This window comes from Psychrobacillus sp. INOP01 (assembly GCF_018140925.1).
Taxonomy (GTDB): Bacteria; Bacillota; Bacilli; order Bacillales_A; family Planococcaceae; genus Psychrobacillus.
The window spans coordinates 239,814-264,342 of record NZ_CP073315.1 but is presented as its reverse complement, the minus strand read 5'-3'; the positions used below and the strand labels follow the sequence as shown (position 1 = coordinate 264,342).

Below are 24,529 nucleotides of genomic sequence, written 5' to 3'. Positions count from 1 at the left end.
GAGGATTATATGCGGAAATATATTGGAGAATTAGGGCTTGCGGTAGTTGCGATTATTTGGGGAAGTGGATTTGTTGCAAGTGCAGTGTCACTTGAACACTTTACACCATACCAAATACTTGGAATCCGTTTTCTAATTGGTATTATTTTGTTAAGTCTTGTCTTTTTTAAGAAACTAAAGAATATTAAAAAAAGTACAATTATTAAAGGAACTATCATTGGGGTCTTTTTATACTTGGCATTCGCTTTACAAACGGTTGGATTGGTGTATACAACCCCTTCGAAAAATGCTTTTTTAACCGCCGTGAATGTGGTCATTGTACCGTTTATTACGTTTTTCATTTTTAAAAGAAAAATGGATAAGTTTGAGTTGTTTGGTGCATTACTTGCAATCATTGGCATCGGCGTATTGTCACTAAAGCTTTCAGGCGGCGTCAATTTCGGAGATTTCCTTACATTATTATGTGCTGTAGCGTTTGCCTTCCATATTATCTACACAGCGAAGTTTGTAAAGAACGAAGACCCTGTACTATTAACGGTTGTGCAAATGGCAGCAGCTACTGTACTAGGATTTATTGTCGTCCTTTTTAAAGGAGAGACAAATTTTGTGTCAAACTTTGAAGGAGTATCGGCTGTTTTATATTTGGGTATAATCTCCACCACAATTGCTTTTTTACTTCAGACAGTCGCCCAAAAATATACAACAGAAACAAAGGCGGCCATCATTTTATCTACAGAGGCATTCTGGGGAATGGTATTCTCTATCATTATTTTGAGCGAAGTTTTAACCGGAAAAATGGTCATCGGAGCAACACTAATCCTTGCAGCCATCATTATTTCAGAAACGAAGTTGGTGTTTTTTAAAGGAGACTATCGTGGAAAAGTGCAATAGTTACGATTGTATACTACAATAGAAATAAAATCGGATAAAGTAGGTTTTAAAAATGGCGACAATTAAAGATATAGCAGACTTGACTCAGCTTTCCGCTGCAACAGTTTCTCGAGTTTTAAATTGTGATGAAACACTCAACGTGACCCCGGAGACACGAAAGCGAGTTTTCGAGGCAGCAGAGGAACTAAACTATGTTATCACCTCAAAACAGAAAAAAGTGAAAATGAAAGGGAAAATAGGGCTCTACTATTCTTTTTCACTCGAAGAAGAATTGGTTGATACTTACTATCTTTCGATTAGGGTAGCATTGGAAAAAAAGCTTAAAAGTATGAGGATGGAATATTCAAAGATTACGAAAGATGATACCAAAAAAAGTGTTTCAAAGTTAGATGGAATCATTTGCCTGGGAACTTTTAGAAAAGCTGATATTGAAGTGATTAAGAGCTTTGATAAACCGTCTGTATTTGTAGATGCGAATCCAGATGAGAATTATTTTGATGCAGTGGTTATTAATTTTAACTCAGCAACAAAAAGTGCACTTACCTATTTAGTAGAGTTAGGTCATGAAAATATCGGCTTTATCGGTGGTATCGACACGGATATGTTTGGCAACCGATTCAAAGATTTGCGACAGGACGTCTTTGAAGTCTATTTGAAGGAAAAGGGAATTTTTAAAGAGGATTTCGTTAAAATTGGGGGCTACAATCCAAAGGACGGCTACCAGATTTTAAAGGAAATGCTAAGCCAAGATGAAAAACCAACAGCGCTATTTGTCGCAAATGATTCGATTGCAATTGGATGCTACAAAGCGGCCTACGAACTAGGTGTTAAAATTCCAGAGGATCTCAGTATCGTCGGTTTCAATGATGTTTCCTCTGCGCAATACATGGTTCCGCCGCTGACCACAGTGAAGCTGTACACTGAAGTTATGGGAGAATCCGCAGTCGACTTACTGCTTGAACGCATCGCAACGAAACGGGCAATATGTAAGAAAATAACGATTCATACAAAGCTTATTGTAAGAGGTAGTGCGGTGACTGTAAAGAAATAGTTTGAAAAACCACGAATCCCAATTCTCGTGGTTTTTTGTTTGAATGAAAAAGTTAAGAAATCCGTAAAACCGCGGATTTTTTATGTGTGATGTAAGTAGGTGTATTTAATGTTGTATAGTCACTAGCGTCGGATTAGAATAATTCAACCCATAGGTGGAGTAGTGAAACAGGGACATTTTTTGATCCAGATCGGATTGCTGAATCATATTGGGAACTTTTCACTAAACATGATAAAAAGGAAATCCTATATCAACAATAAATGATAATAAGTACAGTTCCATTAACGAACGATTTAATGGAGCAATGAAAAAAGCCTAATTTCTCAATTTAATCGAAATTAGGCTTTTTAAAATTGAATTTTTCTTAACGTTGTAAATCCGCATTTTCTTGACGCTACCCCTAATCTAATTTAATAAGGACAGCTAATTTTGAAGACAGCTCATCAACTTCTTCTATTTAATAAGACGAAACATATGTGAATGCGTGGGTATATAAGAAAGTGGATTCATCAAATGAATCATGCTAAATTTACTCCTCTATGCCAAATGTATACACAGTTTGCTTTTCGTATGTTTCATGTGCTTCTAGAATAATTGTAGGAAATCCCTCATGATGTAATGAAGCAGGGGAGGCTTGTGTCTCCAAACAAATCCCTAAATGTTGCTTTGACCTTCCTTTTTCTAATTCAAGATTTTCGATAGAGCTATTTGCTGTGTACAACACGACTCCCGGCTGACTGGTCTTAATAGTTAATTTGCGTCCACTTGTTTCATCTATTATGCAAATATCATCTTGTTTTATGTGATTCAATATAAAATAATGATCATAACCATGGTTAGCAATTAAGTTTTGTGAATAGGTGGAGTTAATACCATCAGCAATTTTTCTGCCGCTTCTAAAATCAAATGGAGTATTTTCAACATGCAACTTCTTACCGGTTGGAATTAATTCTGCATTAAGCTCAACAAACGTATCACTATCAATAGTTACGACATGATTGTGTATGGGTGAAGCTAAATTTCCAGTCAAATTAAAATATGAATGATTAGTCAAGGTAAATGCAGTAGTTTTGTTAGATTTAGCTAAATAATCTATGATCAGCTCATTTTTATTATTTAATGTATAAGTAACCGATACATCCATAGTTCCAGGGTATCCACCTTCACCTTCGTGGCTTCGATGTGTTAATGTTACGCCAACTGTATTTTCTGTTTGAAAGGGTTTAGTTTTCCAGATTATTTGATGAAATCCCTTTGAGCCTCCATGTAAATGGTGAGAGTTATTGTTTGCTTCTATCATATATGTTTGATTATTTAGCGTAAACGATGCATCTTTAATCCTTCCAGCTACACGGCCGATAATCGTTCCTAAGAAGTTCGTGTTATTTTCGTAGTCTTGATAGTTTTTATATCCAAGTACTACATTTTGTATATGCTGATTTCGGTCTGGAACGTTTATTTCGGTAATGCATCCACCGAAGTCTAAAAATCTAATGCTCATGTTATTATCATTTAATAAGGTGTACCGTTTCCATTTTCCGTCGATACTATGCATCTTTATTTTCATTTAAGTGACCATCTCTATATTTAATGACTTGATAAATCGTTCGAATTCGGTTTGTTTTTTAAAGACCCCTGCATCTCCAAGTACTTTTGCAAATTTATCCCCGAGTTCTTTTTCCAATGCAGATTCGATTTGTTCTAAATCGGATAATTCTCTATACTTATCTTTTAGTTGTTCAGCCCATTCTTGATGGTAGGTAGCTACTTCACTTTGTTTACCAAGTAAAAACTGTTTGATTTCAGCTAGTTCATCCTTTAGTCGGGCTGGTAGAACTGCCAATCCCATTACTTCAATTAAACCGATATTTTCTTTTTTTATATGATGAACATCTGAATGTGGATGGAAAATTCCAAATGGATGTTCTTCAGTTGTTCGGTTGTTCCTTAAAACAAGATCAAGTTCAAATTTCCCACCTCGCATTCGAGCAATGGGTGTGACTGTATTATGCGGTGTATTTCCAGTAAATGCTATAATTTCCGCTTTCTTATCACTATAGTTTTTCCACTTTGTAAGTATGTTATTTGCAGCTTGAACTAGTGAATCTTTTTCATCACTTTGCAAACGAATAGTTGTTAATGGCCAATCTAAGATCGATGCGGATACGTTTGAGTAATTTTTCAAAATAAATGAGAACGCATTCGGAGCATTCGTCATCGGAAATTCATATCTTCCTGCTTGATAATGATCATGACTTAAGATGGAACCACCGACAATAGGTAAATCAGCGTTTGAACCAATAAAGTAATGTGGAAATTTTTCTATAAAAGTTAGTAATCGTTCAAAAGTTTCTCTGCTTATTTTCATTGCACGATGTTCTTCAGCTAGCAAAATACTGTGCTCATTATAATAGACATAAGGTGAATATTGTAGATACCAATTTTCATCTCCTAGTTGTATCCGAATGATCCGATGATTTGCTCTAGCTGGATATCCCAAGCGACCTGCATATCCTTCGTTCTCAATACACAAAACGCATTTTGGGTAATCACTAATAGTCTTAAATTCTCGTTCTCTCTTAATTTGTTCTGGATCTTTCTCAGGTTTTGACATGTTAATGGTAATATCCATTTTACCGTAGACTGTTTCGGTTTTATAATGGATATTTTTCTTGATTCGATTCATTTGAATATAGTTACTATTTTTACTTAATTCATAAAAGTAATCTGTTGCTTCCTTGGGAGAGTTTGTATATTTTTGTTGGAAAATTTCATTGATAATGGAAGGTCTCGCAACAAAGCAGTTCATAATATTTGCTGATAGAATTTCCTTGTCATCGAAAATGTTCTCAATTACGTTATTTTCTACAGCAAAGGCAGTAATTTTTTCGAGTAGATTTGGAATTGAATCCTCTGTTATCTGCTCAGTTATATCATTATAAGATTCAATGTTTAAAAGTGAGAGTAATTGGTTAAAAATATAAATTCGGTCCGAATCACAAATTAGCTTAGTTTCAATTGCTTTTTGAATAAGTCCTTGAATATGTTCATAAATCATTCGTTTGACACATCCTTGTTAAAGCCATTTGGATTATTAAGGTGCCAGTTCCATGCATCTTGAATGATTTTTTCAATAGAATTTTTAGTAGGGTGCCAATTTAATATCGTAGCTGCTTTCTCAGAACTTGCGATTAGTATACTAGGGTCACCTGCACGACGTTCACCTAATTTTTCAGGAATTACTCTGTTAGTTACTTTTCGAGCTGTTTCTATCATTTCTTTAACAGAAAACCCTTGATTACTACCTAGATTGAAAATATTACTTTTTCCACTATTATTTAAATAGGCTAGTGCTAAAATATGTGCATGGATAAGATCTTCAATATGAACATAATCACGTATGCATGTGCCATCTGGTGTATCATAGTCATCTCCAAAAACGGTTATATGGGAGCGCTGTCCGAGAGCAGTTTCGAGAATAATGGGGATGAGATGTGTTTCTGGACTATGGTCCTCGCCAATTTCCCCAGATTCTCTAGCACCAGCAACATTAAAATACCGTAAAGAAACATGTCGGATTCCATATGCCTGTTCACACCATTTCATCATTTTTTCCATCGTCAGTTTTGTTTCCCCATATGCATTTGTGGGATTTGTTGGTATATCTTCTGTGATAGGAATAGAATTTGGCTCGCCGTAAGTCGCTGCGGAAGACGAGAAGACGATTTTTTTTACATCATATTCTTGCATGACTTGTAGTAATACTTGAGTCCCATGAACATTATTATCAAAGTACTTAAGTGGTTCTTGCATGGATTCACCTACCAGTGAATTAGCTGCAAAATGTATGACTGAGTCAATAGATTCTGTACTAAATACCTTTCGCATAAACTCGATGTCTCTACAATCACCTTCGTAAAATTTTGCTTCAGGATGAATAGCTTCTCTATGTCCAGTTTGAAGATTATCTATAACAACTACATCTGACTTTTGATCTATTAGCTGATAAACCGCATGTGATCCAATGTATCCTGCCCCACCTAGAACCAATATACTCATTTAAAACACTCCCCCAGTAATTTCTCTAGCTCCATCATCTATTGTTGCAGTATAAAATGACGCTTCATAACCGATTTCATTAGAATAGATTTTATTAACATTATCTTTAAAGCTATCAAGCTTACTCTTTTCAACAATTACAATTGCACAGCCACCGAAACCGGCTCCTGTCATACGTGCCCCTAATACCCCAGGCTGATCCCAGGCAGCTTTTACTAATGTATCAAGTTCAATTCCTGTTACTTCATAATCACATTGAAGAGATAAATGTGATTCGTTCATTAACAATCCAAATTGATCTAGATTTCCTTGTCTTAATAGTTCTAGAGCTTCTAATGTTCTCTTATTCTCATAAACTACATGTTTTGCACGTTTTAGATTTGTTTCTTCTTGAATCAGATATTTATGCTTCTCAAATTGCTCAATTGTTAAATCACCTAGATTTTGGAGTGGAAGTTCAGTCTGTAAATCTTTTAAAGCCTCTTCACATTGGGCACGACGTTCATTATATTTTGAACCCATTAGAGTCCTTTGTTTATTCGTATTAATAATCATGATGACGTGATCATCAAGCTGTATAGGGGCATATTCATATTCTAACGTTTGGCAGTTTAATAATATTGCATGATGCTTTCTTCCTCTTCCAATAGCAAATTGGTCCATTATACCGCTATTAACACCGATATATTCGTTTTCTACTCTTTGTCCAAGTTTAATCATTTCAAGCCGGTCGATTGATATATCAAACAATCCTTCTAACAGAACACCAGTGACCATTTCTATTGAAGCGGAAGAGGATAGACCAGCGCCATTTGGGATATTTCCATAAAATAAGATATCCATTCCACTCGATATTTTCAAACTGTTTTCACTAAAATATTTAATCATCCCTTTAGGATAGTTCGCCCAGTCATGTTCTTCATTAAAAGATAATTCTGTAAGATCACATTCGATAATTCCTTTGTCAGGAAAATTCAAGGAAAAAAAACGTATCAAATGGTCTTCTCTAGTTTGAACAAGTGCATATGTACCGAATGAGATAGAGGCAGGGAAGACATTGCCCCCATTATAATCAGTGTGTTCACCAATTAAATTAATACGTCCGGGTGCAAAAAAGAAACGTGGTGTTCTAGTAGTGTCGAATACAGTTTGGAATTCAAATAGTAAATTCGGATTTTTCATAGATTTACCCCCTGTATTTAGTAAAATATTTTATCTTAATTTAGTGTACTATATTTCGTTTGAATGTTCAAAATTATTTTTCTACTTACAGATTGATAATTTCAAAAGAAAGTAGATTACGTTGGTTGGAGTAGAGGGTGGGAATTTCAGCACGAACTGAAAGCACAACAGGAACGCTTCAAGGAGCAAAGGCAAAGAGCGTCACATAGTGTTTCAACACCTTCGCGACCAACACCCTGTTTGGCCGAGGAGTTTGGAGTTATGCCTGTGGAAAGCGTCCTCCTCGAAAAGAGATCAACATTATTCGGTTTTCACTGTTGAATATACATTTATGAAATTGACTCAATTACATAGGTTTTTTATTTATTCGTATATTTGAGGAATAAAAAATAAATATTTTTGTTATTCAGTATAGACAGAATAATTAGTTTGTGGTAAATTTTTAAAAACGTTAGTAAAAGTTTTACTAAATTATTAAAGTTGTATTTTACTTATTTTGAAAGCGTGTACAAATTATAGATAAAGAGATTGAGTGGTGAAAATAGTGACATATGCATTGGGTGTTGACGTTGGCGGTACAAAAATCGCGGCGGTGATAATAAATGAAAAGGGAGAAATATTAAGACGTTCAGAAGTTGCAAGTAACCCTACTGATAAAGAACTTATGTTTAAACAAGTTATTAAATGTATCGAGTTGGTACTTGAGGAATCTAAAGTAGTGATACAGGAAATAAGTGGAATAGGTGTAGGGATACCAGGAAAAGTGGATCGTGAGAATGGTATTGCTGTTTATCAAAATAATTTGTCCTGGACAGGCTTTCCAATTGTAAAAAGATTACAAGACTACTTTTCAATTGAAAATATAGTGATAGATAATGATGTATATATGGCTGCATTTGCAGAGTGGAAAACATCTAATGCAAATAAACAAGAAACCTTTGTATATTTAACAATAAGTACTGGAATTTCTTGTTCCATTATCCATCAAGGCTCATTTATACGTGGAAATGGATTTGCTGGCGAACTTGGATTATTGCCTGTTTTCGCAATGTCTGCAAAAGATAGTATGGAAAGATTAGAGAAAACGGCTTCAGGTCCTGCAATTAAAAAGCTAGCGGAAAAATCTTATGAAAACACTGAACTTACAACAAAAGAATTTTTTACAAAATATAAAGAAGATGACCCTGAAGCAAAAGTGATAATGAAACAAGTAGTGGATTCTCTAGCACATGGAATTTATTCGATTATTTGTTTATTAGATCCACATAAAATTGTTATTGGTGGTGGAGTAATGAATAATCATCCATTTTTATTAAGTTTAATTAAAGAATCATTGAAACAATATTTAATTCCAGAACAACTCCATAGCCTCAGTAGATTGTTCCCAAGTGAACTAAAAGAGAATTCAGGGATAATCGGGGCGGGATTAAAAGGAATTGAAAATATTAATAACAACTTAGTGAAGGAGGGAGATCAAGGGCATAGTAAAAACTACTAAAATATTGTTAGTCTTTCAGTAAATATGTTTGAAAATAAGGAAAAGGGGATTCGACTAATGAAAAAAATCACATTGTTAATTGTAGGGGTACTATTAATGGCGATTCTTGGTGCATGTGGAAATGAGAGTAGCAGCGCTAAGGAGGATAATAAAATTACTCTATGGTATTGGAATAGAGGACTAGACGAAGCTGTATTAGAAAAAGTCAAAGAGGAGTTCCCTGATGTAGAGTTTGTTGCTCAAAAGTTACCTCCAGGTTCAGATTACAAAACGAAATTAAGTTCATTATTAGCTTCAAAAAATAGTGATGATGCACCTGATTTAGTATTAATGAATATATGGGTTTCAGAATACTTACCACATGCTGACAAGTTTGCGAATCTTTACGAATACGGTGGAGCGGATCTTGAGAAAATATATCCAACTTGGAAAACAAGTCAAGCAGTTACTGGTGATGGTAAGACGATGATTGCAGTGCCAGTAGATACTGCTCCAACAGGGTTCTTCTATAGAGAAGATATTTTTTCTAAAGCAGGAATTGCCAATTCACCTGAAGAACTTTCGGAAAAAGTAAGTACATGGGATGGCTATGTCGATGTGTTAACAACGTTAAAAGAGAAAACAGGTGGTTATGCTGTCACATCAATTAAAGATGCATTTTCTAACTACGTAAATAAATTAGATAATCGTGTTTTTGATGAAAATGATAACTTTATTGGTGATCAACAACATATTAAAGAGGCTTGGGATAAAGTAATTGAATTAGATGAAAAAGGATTAGTTTTCGGGAATATTGATGAGCTATCACAAGAATGGAATGCAGCACTTAATAATGACGAGATTGTTGGTTACGATGGACCAGTTTGGGCAAAGGACATATTAATTGATACAACTCCAGATACTGCTGGTAAATGGAAGGTATCTAGATCTCCAATTAATGATGGTAACGATGGTGGATCATTCCTTGCGGTATTGAAATCATCAAAAAATCCAGAAGTAAGTGCAGAAATTGCTAAATTTATCAATTCTTCTGAAAATCAAATTACTTCATATAAGAACCTAAGTTTATTCCCTGCTGAAATGGATGCCTTGGAAAGTGATGAACTTGATCATAACGAAGAGTTTTTTGGAGGTCAAAATACGACAGAAATATTTGCAGAATCAGCTAAAAATGTAAAAGAAGCATATAGAGGCTCAAAAGAATCTATAGTATTTACGGCATTCAGAGACGAATTAGATTTAGTGAAAGTAAAAGGCAAAGATCCTGAAGAAGCGTGGTTAGATGCATTAGAGAAAATTGAAAGAGATTTAGGTCTGTAAAAAATAGGGGAATTTTAATTCCCCTATTTTCATTAAATTTAGGTGGTGAGGTAAAATCGGAACTATTAATCATCATATAGATAAAAAAAACACATGGAAAGAAGTAAAGAAGAATAAAGGCGCATACTTGCTTATATCACCATTTTTCTTAATTTTTTTCGTTTTTGGTATTTTTCCTGTTGTATTCTCTATATACCTTTCTCTATCTAGCTGGGACGGTATAGGGACGATGGAATTTGTAGGTTTCCGAAACTTTGAGTATTTATTAAAGGATCCTTTATTTTGGAAGTCTATCGCTAATACGCTAATCATTTGGATATTATCGACAATCCCAATGATAATACTGGCTTTAGTTATTGCCTTCTTATTAAACTCAGCATTTGTGAAGTTTAGTGGACTATACAAAACTTTATATTTTCTTCCAAACGTAACGGCAATAGTATCAGTTGCAATTGTTTTTGGTGTTATCTTTGCACCTAACTATGGCTTAATAAATTATTTTGTTACCTTACTTGGATTTGATGCTATTGATTGGCATAATAATTCATTTGGAGTGAAGCTCGCTATTTCAGCGATGATTATTTGGCGATGGACTGGATATAACGCAATAATTTTCCTTGCAGGTTTACAGAAGATATCCGGTGATATATACGAGGCTGCTAAGATTGATGGTGCAAGCTCATTCCAGATATTTACTAAAATCACGATACCGTTATTAAAACCGGTTTTACTATTTGTTGTCATTACTTCTACTATAGGTGGAATGCAGACCTTTGTAGAACCCCAATTACTCGTTGGTAATTCCGGTGGAGCAGGTGGTGAAGGTCTAACAATCGTTTTATATCTTTATCAACAAGCATTTGTGAAAAATCTTTATGGATATGGATCTGCAATAGCAATTGGATTATTTTTCATAATAATTCTATTCTCTTTAATTAACTGGAAGTTTGTGCAACGAAAAGGTTGATAAAGATAAAAGAGGTGAAGAAGTTTGACTAAAATGAAGAAATTTATACTACATATGTGTTTAGTCTTGGGAGTTATTATTTCAATTTTTCCTTTCTATTGGTTAATTGTTATGGCTACAAATATTTCAAGTGCTAGCTTTAAATTCCCGCCTATTTGGACCTTTGGTGATCAACTTTTAATAAATATACAAAAAGTGTTTGCTGAAGTCGACTTCTTAAAAGCAATTACTAATACAATTTTTGTTTCAACAATTACAACTACTTTTGTTTTGTTTTTTAGTACATTAGCTGGATTTGTTTTTGCAAAGTTTGAATTTCCGGGTAAAAATAAATTATTTTTTTTCACCCTTGGAACTATGATGATACCAGCACAACTGTCACTAATTCCAAATTTTATTTTGATGCAAGAATTTGGCTGGATTGATAGCTATAAAGCTTTAATAATACCTGGGCTCGCAAGTGCGTTTGGAATATTTTGGATTAAACAATATGCTGAAGGTGCTATACACGATGATTTGTTAAATGCGGCTAGAATAGATGGCTGTGGGATATTCCGAATGTATTGGAGTGTTGCCTTGCCTGTTTTAAGACCAGCAATAGCCTTTTTAGGGATTTTTACTTTTATGGGTGTTTGGAATGATTATCTATGGCCACTAATAGTATTGAATGATCCTACTAAGTATACGTTGATGGTTGCTTTGGCAAATTTAAAAGGTTTACATCAAACAGATATGGCTGTTGTAATGACTGGAACACTATTGGGAACTGTACCACTAATTGTATTATTTTTGATTGTAAGTAAACAGTTTATTTCTAATATTGCGGCTGGTGCTATAAAAGATTAAAGAGTAAAAGGTGGGAAATACCTTGAAAAAAGTAAAAGCAGTATTAATTGGTGCTGGTGATAGAGGGGCTAAAGCTTATGCACCATATAGCATTAATTTTCCCCATGAATTAGAGTTTGTAGCAATTGCGGAGCCAGTTCAGGAGAGAAGAAAAAGTTTTGCTAAAGAATTTTCTCTATCAGATACTCAATGCTACACCTCATGGGAAGAAATGTTGGATCATAATATCAAAGCAGATGTTGCTCTTATTTGCACATTAGATCGAGAGCATTATTTGCCAACTGTGCGTGCAATCGAGAAAGGTTATCACGTTTTACTGGAAAAACCGATGTCGCCTGATCCTAAGGAATGTATATCCATGGTTGAGGTTGCGAAAAAACACAACAAATTATTAACCATTTGTCATGTTTTAAGATATACACCGTTTTGGCAAAATATTAAAAGTATCATAGATGAAGGTAAAATAGGTGATATTGTTTCAATCCAATTAAATGAAAATGTAGAAGTTATGCATATGTCACACAGCTTTGTAAGAGGTAATTGGAATAACAGTGATATATCAAGTCCAATGATCTTACAAAAATCGTGTCATGACATGGATATTTTAATGTACTTGATGAACCAAAAGTGTAAACAAATCAGTTCATTTGGATCACTAATGCATTTTAAAGAAGAAAATGCTCCAAAAGATGGTCCCTTACGCTGTCTGGATGGATGCCCAATTGAAAACGAATGCGTTTTTCACGCAGGAAAATATTATTTAGGTGATGGAAGAGGATGGGCGAAAAAGTTTACCACCGATCATTCCCGAGCTGGTATTATACATGCTCTAAATACAACACCCTATGGAAAATGTGTTTATCGTTCAGATAACAATGTTGTAGATCACCAAGTTGTAAATTTAGAGTTTGAAAATGGCGCTACAGCAACGTTTAGTATGTGTGGATTCACAAGGGAGCAAACACGCATTGTTCAAATTATGGGAACAAAAGGTGAAATCAGAGGAAAAATGGATGACAACACTATATCTGTTTTTGATTTTCTAACTAAAAACGAAACAGTTACGCACTTAGCAGAGCAAGCAAGTGGACATGGTGGTGGAGATGAGGCTATAGTAAGGGACTTTTTACAAGAAGTACGAAACTATCAAGGTGAGGAAAGTAAAACGTCTGCGGTTGTATCTCTTGAAAGTCACTTATTGGCATTTGCTGCTGAATTATCAAGACTTCAAGATGGAAAAGTTATTCAAATTGCAAATTTTTCAAATGAAGCACTTAATGGGGAAGGTGTTGTCTAGTTATGGATAATTTAAATGTTAGAGGAAAAAATCTTTACATGGATAATGAACCGATTCAACTCATATCTGGAGCAATTCATTATTTTAGAGTTGTACCAGAATACTGGGAAGACCGTTTATTGAAGTTAAAAGCATGTGGTTTTAACTGTGTAGAAACTTACGTGCCGTGGAATTTGCATGAACCTAAAGAAGGTAAATTCAATTTTGAAGGTATTGCGAATATAGAAGAATTTATACGGATTGCAGAGCAAGTGGGGTTATACGTTATTATTCGGCCAAGCCCTTATATATGTGCTGAGTGGGAGTTTGGTGGATTGCCATCATGGCTTTTAGCTGATAGTAATATGAAATTGAGGTCTTATTATGAGCCATATCTAGAAAAAGTAGATAATTATTATGACGTTTTAATAAAAAAACTTGTGCCATTGTTACAAACAAATGGTGGACCTATTATCGCTATGCAAATTGAAAATGAATATGGTAGCTTCGGAAATGATAAAAAATATCTCAACTTTTTAAAAGATGCAATGATAGCTAGAGGAGTAAATGTGCTTTTATTTACATCTGATGGACCAACTGATTTAATGTTGCAAGGTGGCACAGTTGATAATGTTTTAGCAACCGTTAATTTTGGCTCTAAACCAGTAGAAGCATTTTCTAAACTTCAAGAGTATTTTCCAAATACCCCAAATATAGTAATGGAGTACTGGAATGGATGGTTTGATCATTGGGGAGAATCGCATCATAAAAGGGACCCAGCTGAAGCTGCAACAGTATTTGAAGAAATGCTTGAACGGGGGGATTCAGTTAACTTTTATATGTTCCATGGTGGTACAAATTTTGGGTTCTACAATGGAGCTAACTTTGGAGATGAATACCAACCAACGGTAACTAGTTATGATTATGATTGTCCAGTTAGTGAAGCAGGTGATATCACCCCTAAATTTTATGCAGTACGTGATGTAATTGCAAAGTACAAGGATATTGGGAAATTATTATTACCAGAACCAATAACCAAAATGAATTATGGAAAAGTTTTAATGACTGAGTCCATTCCGTTATTTGATGCATTAGAAATGATCAGTAAACCAATAGAAAGAGCTAATCCCGAAACAATGGAAAAACTGGGCCAAGCTTATGGATATACACTTTATCGTACATTTTTAAAAGGTCCAAACAAAGAAGCTGAGTTATCTATTCAAGAAGTACGAGATCGTGCATTAGTATTCGTAGACAATGAATATAAAGGGGTAATTGATCGTTGGAAAAATAATACTATTTCTTTTGCGGTACCGAAAGAAGGAGTAGAAATTAGCCTTTTAGTAGAAAATATGGGGCGTGTTAATTATGGGCCAAGGATGTTTGATCCTAAAGGAATAACAGAAGGAGTTAGGTTTGGATACCAGTTCTTATTTGATTGGACTATGTATCCATTACCAATGGACAATCTAGAATTATTAGGTTATAGCTCAAACATTGAAAAGACTAAAGGACCTACATTCTATAAAGGAACCTTCAATGTGGAAGAAATTGGAGATACCTTCGTGGAATTACCTGGTTGGACAAAAGGATTTGTTGTCGTGAATGGATTTAATATAGGAAGGTACTGGGAGAAAGGTCCACAAGAAACATTGTTTTTACCTGGACCAATATTACGTAAAGGTCAAAATGAAATACTAGTTTTTGAACTGCATGGAACAATTACTCCTGAAGTTTCGTTAATTGATACCCATAAAATTGGCTAATTAAAGAGCAGTTTATACACTGCTCTGTGACTATAAATACTGTATTATAGTATATATTAGAATAATCTACTAAATCCGGTAATTATAGAAATGGAAAAGGTGATTGAAAGTGGCAACAATTAAAGATATAGCAGAAAAAGCAGGTGTATCTTCTGCGACTGTTTCACGTGTGCTTAATTATGATGCAAGCTTATCAGTAGCAGATGAAACGAAAAAAAAGATATTTGAAATAGCAGAAGAGTTATCCTATCGAAAAAGTACATCTAAAAGATATGTAGATCAAAAGATTGCCATTGTTCATTGGTATACAGAAAAAGAGGAGTTAAATGACCTCTATTATCTGTCAATAAGACTAGGGATTGAACAACGTTGTAAAGAAATTGGCATGAATCCCGAAGTATACTTTTTCGATAATATTAAAGATATTAAGGCTGCTGAGATTAAAGGAATTATTGCTGTTGGTAAATTTAGTGATCAGCAAGTGAAGGAATTAACAATAATTAATCCCTTGGTCGTTTTCGTTGATTACAGTCCAAATGAAGAAAAATATGATGCCATTGTCATTGATTTTGAAAAAGCAACGAAGAAAATAATCGATTTTTTTCTTTCAACTAATCATAGAAAAATTGGATTTATTGGTGGGAGAGAGAAACTGAAAGGTCAAACTGAACCGATTCAAGACTTACGTGAAAAAACATTTCAATCATATATGAAGGAAAATGGAGTTTATGATGAAAAATTTGTTTATGTAGGTTCCTTCTCTGTTGATGATGGATATAATCTAATGAAAAAAGCGATAGAAGAATTAGAAGACGATTTACCGACTGCCTTTTTTATGAGTAGTGATGTTATGGCTATTGGAAGTTTAAGAGCTCTTCATGAGGCTAACATTGCCATTCCTGATCGAGTAAGTATTATTGGAATAAATGATATGACTGTTTCCAAATACATGTATCCCTCTTTAAGTACAATCAGAGTGTATACAGAAATTATGGGAGAAACAGCTGTTGACACTTTACTAGAACGTTTAAAAGGTAGAAAAATCGCAAAGAAAATATTGATTTCAACAAGTTTGATTATCCGTAACAGTGTAAAAAAATAAGGGGGCAGCATAAATGTTTAATTTGAGTACAGAAAAAATTATACAAATGAATGCAGTACATACGACAAGAGAAATTCACCAACAACCAGTTGTATGGAATGAATTAATATCTGGTTTTTCCGAACAAAATGATACTTTCAAAGGATTTTTAGAATCCATTTATAAAAAACATAATAAGATTCGAGTTATTTTAACAGGTGCTGGTACATCTGCATTTGTTGGTGACACTTTAGCTCCAGAGTTAGCACGACAAAATAAACGAAACGTTCAATTCGAATCGATACCTACAACAAATATTGTATCTAATCCTTCACATTACTTGTTCAAAGATACACCAACAATTCTTGTGTCGTTTGCTCGATCTGGAAATAGTCCAGAAAGTGTAGCAACGGTTAGATTGGGACAAGAGTTAGTAACTGACTTTTATCAAGTTGTAATTACATGTAATAAAGATGGGCAATTAGCGAAAAATATTCATGGTGACGCTAATAGTTTGCTATTGTTAATGCCTAATAAGTCGAATGATCAATCGTTAGCGATGACAAGCAGTTTCACAAGTATGATTATTGCTGCCTATGCGTTGTTTACGGAAGATGTTTTCACAAATAACATAGCTAACCAATTGATTGGTAATGCAGAACAGTTAATTGAAAAAATAGGTGACTATATTGATAACGTAATTGCATTTGATTTTGATCGAATAGCCTATTTAGGATCAGGTTTACTTGCGCAATTATCACATGAAGCTGCTTTAAAAATGCTTGAACTCACTGGTGGTCAAGTCGTTGCAATTCATGAGTCATCACTTGGATTTCGTCATGGTCCTAAGTCTTTTTTGAATGATAAATCTGTTGTAGTTATATTTATATCACAAGATCCGTATACAAGAAAATATGATTTAGACATTCTACGGGAATTGGCTGCAGGAAAATTAGGCGCGAAAATTGTAGTACTAACTGAAACAAGTGATGAAGAAGTTGAAAGTCTGGCTGATGTGGTTATTTCAGTAAATGATGGAGCAAATTCATTTTCAAACGATTTTTATCTTGCATTATTGTATATTATTTTCGCACAAGTTTTAGCAGTAAAGAAATCCATACTATTAGGTATTACACCAGATAATCCAAGTCCAAGTGGTGCTATTAGTCGGGTTGTACAAGGAGTTACAATCTACGAATATTCAAAATGAGAACTATAGTAGCTTCAATCTTTTATTTATCAGTGACTACAAGGGGGAAAAGTGATGGGATACGTACATAACACAAAGGAAATGCTTATTAAAGCTAGAAATGAAGGATATGCTGTTCCCGCATTTAATATCCATAATTTAGAAACAATTCAAGTCGTTATCGAGGCAGCAGTAGAATTAAGATCTCCTATAATTCTAGCGGCAACCCCGGGAACAATGAGTTACTCTGGACGTAGTTATATTCAAGCAATTGCTGAAGTTGCCGCTAAGGAAAATGATATTCCAATTGCACTACATTTAGATCATCATGAGAGTGTTGAATCTATTATAGAATCCCTCGATCTTGGCGTAAAATCTGTGATGATAGATGGTTCGCACGGCAACATTGAAGAAAATATCGCATTATCAAAAGAGGTAGTGGAAAAAGCACATAAATATGGAGCTACAGTTGAAGCAGAATTAGGGAAATTAGTCGGTCAAGAAGATGATCTTATCGTTCAAGCGAAAGATGCAGAATATACAGATCCAAATACTGTACAAGAATTTGTTGAGCGTACAGGCATTGATTCACTAGCGGTTGCAATTGGAACAGGTCATGGTTTGTATGAAACAGAGCCTAATTTGGATTTTGATCGCCTGAAAAAGATAAGTGATTTGTTGGATATTCCACTTGTATTACATGGTGCCTCAGGTATTTCAATAGATGACGTCCGAAAATGTATTTCACTTGGTTGTGCAAAAGTAAATATTTCAACAGAGCTTAAGATTCCTTTTTCTGATGCATTACGCAAGTATTTAATGGAAAATCCAGATGAAACGGATACTAGAAAGTATATGAAACCAGCTAAAGATGCAATGAAAAAAGTAGTTAAAGAGAAAATATTGATGTGTTGGAGTAATGGAAAAGCTTAATATTATGGAGTGAGAGATTATTCTCACTCCATTTGTATATACAGAATATGTATATTCTTACTATTGAAAATGAGGTGTTAATAAGTGATTTTAACGATAACATCAAATCCAGCTGTAGATATTAGTTATAAATTTGACCATTTTCTACTTGATAACTTGAATCGTATTGAAGATGTTTCAAAGACTGCAGGTGGAAAAGGATTGAATGTTTCCAGGGTATTGCATCAACTGGACGAAGATGTTGCTGCATCAGGCTTTTTAGGGGGGTTCTTGGGTAGCTTTATTAGTGCTCAAATTAAGGAAATCGGTATTAAGGACTCCTTTGTGCAAATATCAGGTGAAACTCGAAATTGTGTTGCTATAATCCATGATGGAAAACAGACAGAAATATTGGAAAATGGTCCAGTAATTTCTGAACACGAAACTACAATCTTTATAGAGAAATTTACGGAATATGTGCAACAAGTTGAGGTAGTTACTATATCCGGTAGCTTGCCAAAAGGTCTATCAACAGACTTTTATGTAAAATTAATTGCAATTGCCAACAAATATGAAGTTCGTGTAATTTTGGATGTGAACGGAGAACTCCTAACATCAATATTAGAAAGCGAAAACAAGCCATATTTAATAAAACCAAATAGGGAAGAACTGGGAGATTTACTTGGACAAGAGTCAATTGATGAATTGCAAATAATAAAAGCATTAATCTCGCCACTGTTTAATAGTATTCCATGGGTTGTTGTTACGCTTGGTGCAGAGGGAGCGATTGCAAAACATGGCAAGAAATTCTACAAAGCAAAAGCACCAAAAATTGAAGCAATTAATCCTGTAGGTTCTGGTGATTCTGTTGTAGCAGGGTTCGCGGCAGGTTTAGTTCGTGGATTAGAAGATGAAAATTTAATCAAGTTAGGACTATCCATGGGGGTTCTTAATGCAATGGAAGAAAAAACTGGTCATATTAACGTTGGAAAAATAGACTGGGCTATTGAAAAGATAGAGGTAGATAGAATCGAATAAGTGCATAAAAGAATTAAGTATGTTTTGTTGGTGACTATGCCTATAGGAGGAAGTTATTCTTGAAAAATTTATATTTAATTAATGCTACAATTATTCTTGAAAATAGTGCAGTTCGACAAGGATTTATACATATAAAAGAGAAAAAAATAATGTTAATAGATGATATGGAAAATTACCCACATATATCTGCTACAGATAAAGTATTCGATTGTACCGGAAAACAATATGTGATTCCAGGAATGATTGATATTCATGTTCATGGTGCTGCAGGATTTGACTTTATGGATGGGAAGCATGAAGCTTTTGATGGAATTGGGCTTGCTTTAGCGAAGGAAGGGGTCACCTCTTTCTTAGCCACGACTATGACTAATCCAATCCAACAAATAAATGATACCTTAAAAAGTCTAGCAGAATATAGAGTAAAAAGTAATGAGCCAGGTGCTCCAGAAATGATTGGTATTCATTTAGAGGGACCTTTTATAAATAAAGAACAGAAAGGAGCACAACCAGAAAATTCTATTATTTCGCCAAATACTGCTCTTTTTAAACAATGGCAGAGACTATCGGGTAATGCTATCAAAATTATTACATATTCACCTGAATTAGACGACGGCTTTGAACTTCTAACTGGACTGAAATTGTTGAAAGTAATTCCGTCGATGGGTCATACAAATGCTTCGTACGATGAAGCAATTAGTGCTATTAATCATGGGGTTACCCATGCAACGCATTTGTTTAATGGTATGAAAAGTTTCCATCATAGAGATCCAGGAGTAGTTGGAGCAGCTATTCTCCATGACGATGTTTATGTTGAAATTATTCCTGATGGTATACATTTTCACCCTGATTTACTAAAACTTATCGTAAAAATGAAAACGCTTGAAAAAGTAATCGTAATCACTGACGGTATGCGAGCTAAAGGTATGCCGGATGGGGAATATGATTTAGGTGGTCAGCGAGTATCTGTACGCGATGGAAAATGTTCATTAATCTCTCATGATTCTTTAGCTGGAAGTATATTGACAATGAACAATGCTAGATTGAACCTTGAAAAGTGGCTAGATTTGTCTATACATGAACAAATACTAATTACTTCCACAAACCAAGCAAAACGTCTAGACATATTAAGTCACAAAGGATCTATAAGTGTTGGTAAAGATGCTGATATTGTTGTCATAGGTCAAAAGGGTGAGGTTGATTTAACGATTTGTAGAGGCGCTATTGCATATGAGCGTAGTGGTGCTTTTATATGATATAGTTTAAGAAGTCTTCTAGCTAGTAAATTCAAGCATTAGCTAGAATAAAAGAGGTGTGTCAATGATTGACCAATTAAAAGAAATATTCTCTACACTAATAGTATATAAAGACGGTTCCGATGATTTAAGCATAGATTATAAATGGTTTGCAACTGGCAAAGATGAGATTATTGGTATTCGTAATGACGAATTAACTTCAAAGGATATCTCGTTATTAACTACTTTTCTATCTCCATATAATGTGCAGTTCCCGACACCAACAGAAGCAGAAAAAAACTGGAGGAAGATTATTTTTTCTGCTGAGTTAATCGAAGAGAAGGATTGGAAACCAAGTAATCCTTTTCGGTTCGTTTATTTTTCGTTCAATAAAAATCAAATAGAACCCGTTTTGTTTAAGGATGCCATAGAGGCACTTTTTGATAAGCAAGTACCTATTTTATGGGAGAGCGAGCACGAAGGGTTTATCATAGAGCAACAAATGCTGGAAGAGGAAAGTATTTCATTTGAGCAGATAATCGATATTTTAATGAGTGATTTATATGTGAAAATTAACTTTTTTGTAGGACCATACAAAAAGGATATAGCGGATATTACACTTCACTATAATTCATTGACCAATGTGGCCAAACGCGTTTTCCTTTATACGAACAAATCAGTAGTGACGTATGTGGAAGCTATACCATTTATACTAACAAAGCAGACCGAGGCTGAATTACGATTGGATATTTCTAAAACTATATTGCAAGAGTACATACACGACGAAGAGACGATTAAAATGTTTGAGACTTTTTTCAAGTGTAACTTAAATCTTTCAGAGACAGCTAAAGTACTCCATCTGCACCGCAACAGTCTACAATATCGATTGGAGCGTTTTTTTGATAAGACCGGGATAGATATTCGCCAATTCCATGATGCAATGACGGTATCCTTGGCATTAATAGCTAGAAAATGATTTTTGGTAAACATACACTAAATTTTTCTTCATCTTTGTGCACTATTCCCATTTCTTGAAAATTTAAAATATAGTATTCTATTAGTAATGAAAGCACTTTCAATTCAAGGGGGAAATAGGATGGCTGAACTTAAATTAGTAAATATTAAAAAGGTATATGACAATAACGTAGTTTCTGTAGAAGACTTTAATTTAGAAATAAGAGATAAAGAATTTTTAGTATTGGTTGGTCCATCTGGTTGTGGTAAATCGACGACATTACGTATGATTGCTGGATTAGAGGAGATTTCTTCAGGGGATTTGTTTATCGGTGATAAGCGAGTAAACGATGTTCCTCCAAAAGATCGTAATATTGCAATGGTTTTCCAAAACTACGCGCTATATCCACATATGGACGTTTATAATAATATGGCTTTTGGACTGAAGCTTCGTAAATTTAAAAAAGATGAGATTAAAAAACGTGTAGATAATGCTGCAAAAATTTTAGGGCTGGAGAGCCTATTGAATCGTAAGCCAAAAGCTCTTTCTGGTGGTCAACGTCAGCGTGTAGCACTTGGTAGAGCAATCGTACGTGATGCTGAGGTTTTCTTAATGGATGAACCACTATCTAACTTAGATGCAAAGCTTCGTGTGCAAATGCGCGCAGAAATTCAAAAGCTACATAGCCGTCTGCAAACTACAACTATCTATGTAACGCATGACCAAACAGAGGCAATGACAATGGCTACGAGATTAGTAGTTATGAAAGACGGGGTCATTCAACAGGTTGGTGCGCCAAAAGAGGTATATGACGAGCCAGATAATGTATTTGTTGGTGGATTTATTGGATCTCCAGCGATGAATTTCTTAAATGGTAAATTGGTTGGCAATTATTTTGTGATGGATGATGTAAAGTTACTTGTTCCTGATGGCAGACTTAAAATTCTTAAAGAACGTGGGTATGACGGAAAAGATGTCATTCTTGGTATTCGTCCAGAGGATATTAATGACGAGCAAGTTTTCCTAGACTTCTCTCCTGAAACGAAAGTGAGTGCATCTGTAGAAGTTGCTGAGTTAATGGGTGCAGAAATTATTCTTTATTCGCAAGTGAACAATCAAAACTTCGTTGCTCGAGTTGACTCGCGTTTCAATATTTCAGCAGGGGATACAATTGACTTAGCATTTGATCTTAGTAAAGCACATTTCTTTGATAAGGAAACGGAACAACGCATTAAATAGAAACAAGCCGCTAAAGGGATTAAATTCCTTAGCGGTTTTTATCATTCAACCTGGGGAACATTTCTCGTGATCAAGCTTGTTGTGACTCCCACAAAAAAGATAGTAATAATCGATAGGAGTAGCGTATCAGCAGACAATAATAACCCTCCACATAACACAACTATAGAGTCAATAATAAAGATAAGTATACCTACATTAATACCCGTTTTATCACTAAGTAATTGAGCGACTAAATCTGTTCCTCCAGTACTTGTCTTAAACCTCAGCATCAAACCAATACCAACACCAACAAAAATTCCGCCTGAAATAGAGCTGTAAATCGAACCAATATGTATGAATCTTACCAATGGCTGAAATAAATCAATTAGAAAGGAGGAGATGATCATCCCATGTAAACTATTATAAAAATATTCCCGATAATTGAACCATGCGACGATAAAGATTGGGATACTAAAAAGAATAATCATTAACCCAGGCTTTAAAGCCCAAAGATAATTTAATATTAGTGCTATGCCGATAATCCCACCGTCTAATACCTTATAAGGTATCAAAAAAAGATTAATACCTAATGCTATAAAAATACTACCAACTAGTATAACCAAGCCTTTTTTCATCCAATACATCTTTTCAACTCCCAAGGACATCCATGTTAATAGACTATGAAAAAAAGGAAGTGAAAATGTAAAAAAATAATGCCATGTTAAAGGAAAAAGTTGAATTATTGTAAAACGTAGTTATATCCCTACCTAACGCTATAGGTTAGTTCAAATAAAGGATTTTAAAATAAATTAATTGTTTTACTATTTTTACACTGGAGCTTTTACTTGGGGTTACTAAAGCAAGTAAAGCGAATATAAAGCTAAGCCATAGTCAACATCTTCTACTCCGATTCCCTAAACATACTAGTCCTATGAATGTATTCTTTTCCACCAATACTTTCATAAAAGCCTAGTTCAGATTTATTTTTTTTTAATTAGCCAATCCGTAATAACGATATAATTTGAAATGTAACATTTAAATGGTTGCTTAAGAAGATTCGAAGGTTAAAATGAGGGGGATTATTCAATGAAAGATTATGGTGACGATTTATTTAAAGGCACAGCTTGGTATTATTCACGATATAGACCATTATATTCTGCTACTTTAATCAGATATTTAAGAAATAAGTTTTCTTTAGATGGGAACGATAACATGCTGGATTTGGGCTGCGGTGATGGGCGTTTGTCATTAAGGTTCTCTGATTGGTTTGAAAAAATAGTAGGGTTGGATACAGAGCCAGAGATGATTCAGGAGGCTGAAAGAATTAGTAAAGAAATTAGAGTTGAAAATACAGAGTGGTTTATTGGTGATATTGAAGAATATAAACGAAATACCAAAACAACTTTTAGATTGGTGACTATTGCAAAGGCATTTCACTGGATGGATAGACCACGGGTTCTTGAAAGTTTATATGAAATGGTTGCTGTTGGTGGAGGAATAGCTATTATAGATAATTACTCTCCTAATGAAGCACTTCTGCCATGGCAACAGACAGTTCAAGAAGTTGTAAAACATTGGTATGGGGATGAAAGGAGAGCAGGGAATACTACTTACTGTCATCCAACAGTCAGCCATCAGGAAATTATATCAAGTTCAAAGTTTGACCTAGAGGTTTATCAAATACCTTCGTATGAGCACAAATGGACACTGGATGCTATAATCGGAAATCACTATTCGACTTCTTTTGGTGCTAAACAGTTTCTAGGAGAAAATGTCGATTTATTTGAAAAACATTTAAAAGAGGAATTATTAGCTATTGATAAAAATGGTGTGTTCAAAGAGCAAATAAAAACATCGGTTAAACTTGCTCTAAAAAACATATAAAGAGTATCTTGTTTAACTAATCTCGTGTTTTAGTTAAACACAACAGTCATTTCGATGGTCTATTATTATGTCCAATATATAAAATCGATTTCTATGAAATTTAAAAAACACTTAAAATCTATAAATTTGCACAACAATAAAGACTCATAGAAATATAATTTTAT

21 protein-coding genes are annotated in these 24,529 nt (G+C 34.4%); 16 read left to right on the top strand and 5 right to left on the bottom strand.

The window, feature by feature from the left end:
- The first annotated feature begins 9 nt into the window (after positions 1-9).
- Positions 10-891: a DMT family transporter gene (locus KD050_RS01395; RefSeq protein WP_211894499.1), complete on the top strand. Its 882-nt coding sequence runs from the start codon at positions 10-12 to the stop codon at positions 889-891.
- A gap of 52 nt (positions 892-943) precedes the next feature.
- Positions 944-1,942 (top strand): LacI family DNA-binding transcriptional regulator, encoded by a 999-nt coding sequence (locus KD050_RS01390; protein ID WP_211894498.1) that lies wholly within the window; start codon positions 944-946, stop codon positions 1,940-1,942.
- 529 nt (positions 1,943-2,471) lie between these two features.
- Here the strand turns inward: KD050_RS01390 and KD050_RS01385 are convergent.
- From KD050_RS01385 to KD050_RS01370, 4 genes are read right to left on the bottom strand one after another with little or no spacing between them, the layout of a single operon-like run.
- On the bottom strand, positions 2,472-3,509 hold the full coding sequence (locus KD050_RS01385) for an aldose epimerase family protein (protein WP_211894497.1): 1,038 nt from the start codon (positions 3,507-3,509) through the stop codon (positions 2,472-2,474).
- On the bottom strand, positions 3,510-5,000 hold the full coding sequence (gene galT / locus KD050_RS01380; RefSeq protein ID WP_211894496.1) for a UDP-glucose--hexose-1-phosphate uridylyltransferase: 1,491 nt from the start codon (positions 4,998-5,000) through the stop codon (positions 3,510-3,512).
- Positions 4,997-6,001, bottom strand: a complete 1,005-nt coding sequence (gene galE / locus KD050_RS01375; RefSeq protein WP_211894495.1) for a UDP-glucose 4-epimerase GalE — start codon at positions 5,999-6,001, stop codon at positions 4,997-4,999. Before galE ends, galT begins: the two co-directional genes overlap by 4 nt.
- On the bottom strand, positions 6,002-7,183 hold the full coding sequence (locus KD050_RS01370) for a galactokinase (RefSeq protein WP_211894494.1): 1,182 nt from the start codon (positions 7,181-7,183) through the stop codon (positions 6,002-6,004).
- A gap of 544 nt (positions 7,184-7,727) precedes the next feature.
- Here KD050_RS01370 and KD050_RS01365 point away from each other — a divergent pair.
- From KD050_RS01365 to KD050_RS01305, 13 genes are all read left to right on the top strand, one after another.
- Positions 7,728-8,681: an ROK family protein gene (locus KD050_RS01365; protein ID WP_211896166.1), complete on the top strand. Its 954-nt coding sequence runs from the start codon at positions 7,728-7,730 to the stop codon at positions 8,679-8,681.
- Between the two features lie 57 nt (positions 8,682-8,738).
- Complete coding sequence (locus KD050_RS01360) at positions 8,739-10,001, top strand: ABC transporter substrate-binding protein (RefSeq protein WP_211894493.1); 1,263 nt, start codon at positions 8,739-8,741, stop codon at positions 9,999-10,001.
- A 229-nt stretch (positions 10,002-10,230) separates the two neighbouring features.
- On the top strand, positions 10,231-10,968 hold the full coding sequence (locus KD050_RS01355) for a carbohydrate ABC transporter permease (protein WP_235753895.1): 738 nt from the start codon (positions 10,231-10,233) through the stop codon (positions 10,966-10,968).
- 33 nt (positions 10,969-11,001) lie between these two features.
- A complete protein-coding gene (locus KD050_RS01350) occupies positions 11,002-11,814 on the top strand; it encodes a carbohydrate ABC transporter permease (RefSeq protein WP_211894492.1) in 813 nt (270 codons plus the stop codon).
- A 22-nt stretch (positions 11,815-11,836) separates the two neighbouring features.
- Entirely contained in the window at positions 11,837-13,111 is a 1,275-nt protein-coding gene (locus tag KD050_RS01345) for a Gfo/Idh/MocA family protein (protein ID WP_211894491.1), read from the top strand.
- Between the two features lie 2 nt (positions 13,112-13,113).
- Entirely contained in the window at positions 13,114-14,856 is a 1,743-nt protein-coding gene (locus KD050_RS01340; RefSeq protein WP_211894490.1) for a glycoside hydrolase family 35 protein, read from the top strand.
- A 109-nt stretch (positions 14,857-14,965) separates the two neighbouring features.
- Positions 14,966-15,958: a LacI family DNA-binding transcriptional regulator gene (locus KD050_RS01335; protein ID WP_211894489.1), complete on the top strand. Its 993-nt coding sequence runs from the start codon at positions 14,966-14,968 to the stop codon at positions 15,956-15,958.
- A gap of 13 nt (positions 15,959-15,971) precedes the next feature.
- A complete protein-coding gene (locus tag KD050_RS01330) occupies positions 15,972-17,147 on the top strand; it encodes an SIS domain-containing protein (protein WP_211894488.1) in 1,176 nt (391 codons plus the stop codon).
- Positions 17,148-17,201: 54 nt separating this feature from the next.
- A complete protein-coding gene (locus KD050_RS01325; RefSeq protein ID WP_211894487.1) occupies positions 17,202-18,059 on the top strand; it encodes a tagatose-bisphosphate aldolase subunit GatY in 858 nt (285 codons plus the stop codon).
- Between the two features lie 84 nt (positions 18,060-18,143).
- A complete protein-coding gene (locus KD050_RS01320; protein ID WP_211894486.1) occupies positions 18,144-19,076 on the top strand; it encodes a hexose kinase in 933 nt (310 codons plus the stop codon).
- 59 nt (positions 19,077-19,135) lie between these two features.
- Positions 19,136-20,329 carry an N-acetylglucosamine-6-phosphate deacetylase gene (gene nagA / locus KD050_RS01315; protein WP_211894485.1) on the top strand — a complete coding sequence of 398 codons (1,194 nt, stop codon included), beginning with the start codon at positions 19,136-19,138 and terminating at the stop codon, positions 20,327-20,329.
- A gap of 64 nt (positions 20,330-20,393) precedes the next feature.
- Positions 20,394-21,284: a PucR family transcriptional regulator gene (locus KD050_RS01310; RefSeq protein ID WP_211894484.1), complete on the top strand. Its 891-nt coding sequence runs from the start codon at positions 20,394-20,396 to the stop codon at positions 21,282-21,284.
- Between the two features lie 120 nt (positions 21,285-21,404).
- Positions 21,405-22,502 (top strand): ABC transporter ATP-binding protein, encoded by a 1,098-nt coding sequence (locus KD050_RS01305; protein ID WP_211894483.1) that lies wholly within the window; start codon positions 21,405-21,407, stop codon positions 22,500-22,502.
- A gap of 41 nt (positions 22,503-22,543) precedes the next feature.
- Here the strand turns inward: KD050_RS01305 and KD050_RS01300 are convergent, their stop codons facing one another.
- On the bottom strand, positions 22,544-23,125 hold the full coding sequence (locus KD050_RS01300; protein ID WP_211894482.1) for a YitT family protein: 582 nt from the start codon (positions 23,123-23,125) through the stop codon (positions 22,544-22,546).
- Positions 23,126-23,567: 442 nt separating this feature from the next.
- Here KD050_RS01300 and KD050_RS01295 point away from each other — a divergent pair, with 442 nt between their 5' ends.
- Complete coding sequence (locus KD050_RS01295; protein ID WP_211894481.1) at positions 23,568-24,365, top strand: class I SAM-dependent methyltransferase; 798 nt, start codon at positions 23,568-23,570, stop codon at positions 24,363-24,365.
- The last annotated feature ends 164 nt before the right edge of the window (positions 24,366-24,529 follow it).

Coding starts and splice junctions, on each gene's coding strand:
- KD050_RS01385 (WP_211894497.1), bottom strand. CDS start 3,509: ATGAAAATAAAGATGCATAGTATCGACGGAAAATGGAAACGGTACACC.
- KD050_RS01360 (WP_211894493.1), top strand. CDS start 8,739: ATGAAAAAAATCACATTGTTAATTGTAGGGGTACTATTAATGGCGATT.
- galE (WP_211894495.1), bottom strand. CDS start 6,001: ATGAGTATATTGGTTCTAGGTGGGGCAGGATACATTGGATCACATGCG.
- KD050_RS01355 (WP_235753895.1), top strand. CDS start 10,231: ATGGAATTTGTAGGTTTCCGAAACTTTGAGTATTTATTAAAGGATCCT.
- KD050_RS01305 (WP_211894483.1), top strand. CDS start 21,405: ATGGCTGAACTTAAATTAGTAAATATTAAAAAGGTATATGACAATAAC.
- galT (WP_211894496.1), bottom strand. CDS start 5,000: ATGATTTATGAACATATTCAAGGACTTATTCAAAAAGCAATTGAAACT.
- KD050_RS01325 (WP_211894487.1), top strand. CDS start 17,202: ATGGGATACGTACATAACACAAAGGAAATGCTTATTAAAGCTAGAAAT.
- KD050_RS01295 (WP_211894481.1), top strand. CDS start 23,568: ATGAAAGATTATGGTGACGATTTATTTAAAGGCACAGCTTGGTATTAT.
- KD050_RS01350 (WP_211894492.1), top strand. CDS start 11,002: ATGAAGAAATTTATACTACATATGTGTTTAGTCTTGGGAGTTATTATT.
- KD050_RS01310 (WP_211894484.1), top strand. CDS start 20,394: ATGATTGACCAATTAAAAGAAATATTCTCTACACTAATAGTATATAAA.
- KD050_RS01370 (WP_211894494.1), bottom strand. CDS start 7,183: ATGAAAAATCCGAATTTACTATTTGAATTCCAAACTGTATTCGACACT.
- KD050_RS01390 (WP_211894498.1), top strand. CDS start 944: ATGGCGACAATTAAAGATATAGCAGACTTGACTCAGCTTTCCGCTGCA.
- KD050_RS01340 (WP_211894490.1), top strand. CDS start 13,114: ATGGATAATTTAAATGTTAGAGGAAAAAATCTTTACATGGATAATGAA.
- KD050_RS01330 (WP_211894488.1), top strand. CDS start 15,972: ATGTTTAATTTGAGTACAGAAAAAATTATACAAATGAATGCAGTACAT.
- KD050_RS01300 (WP_211894482.1), bottom strand. CDS start 23,125: ATGTATTGGATGAAAAAAGGCTTGGTTATACTAGTTGGTAGTATTTTT.
- KD050_RS01395 (WP_211894499.1), top strand. CDS start 10: ATGCGGAAATATATTGGAGAATTAGGGCTTGCGGTAGTTGCGATTATT.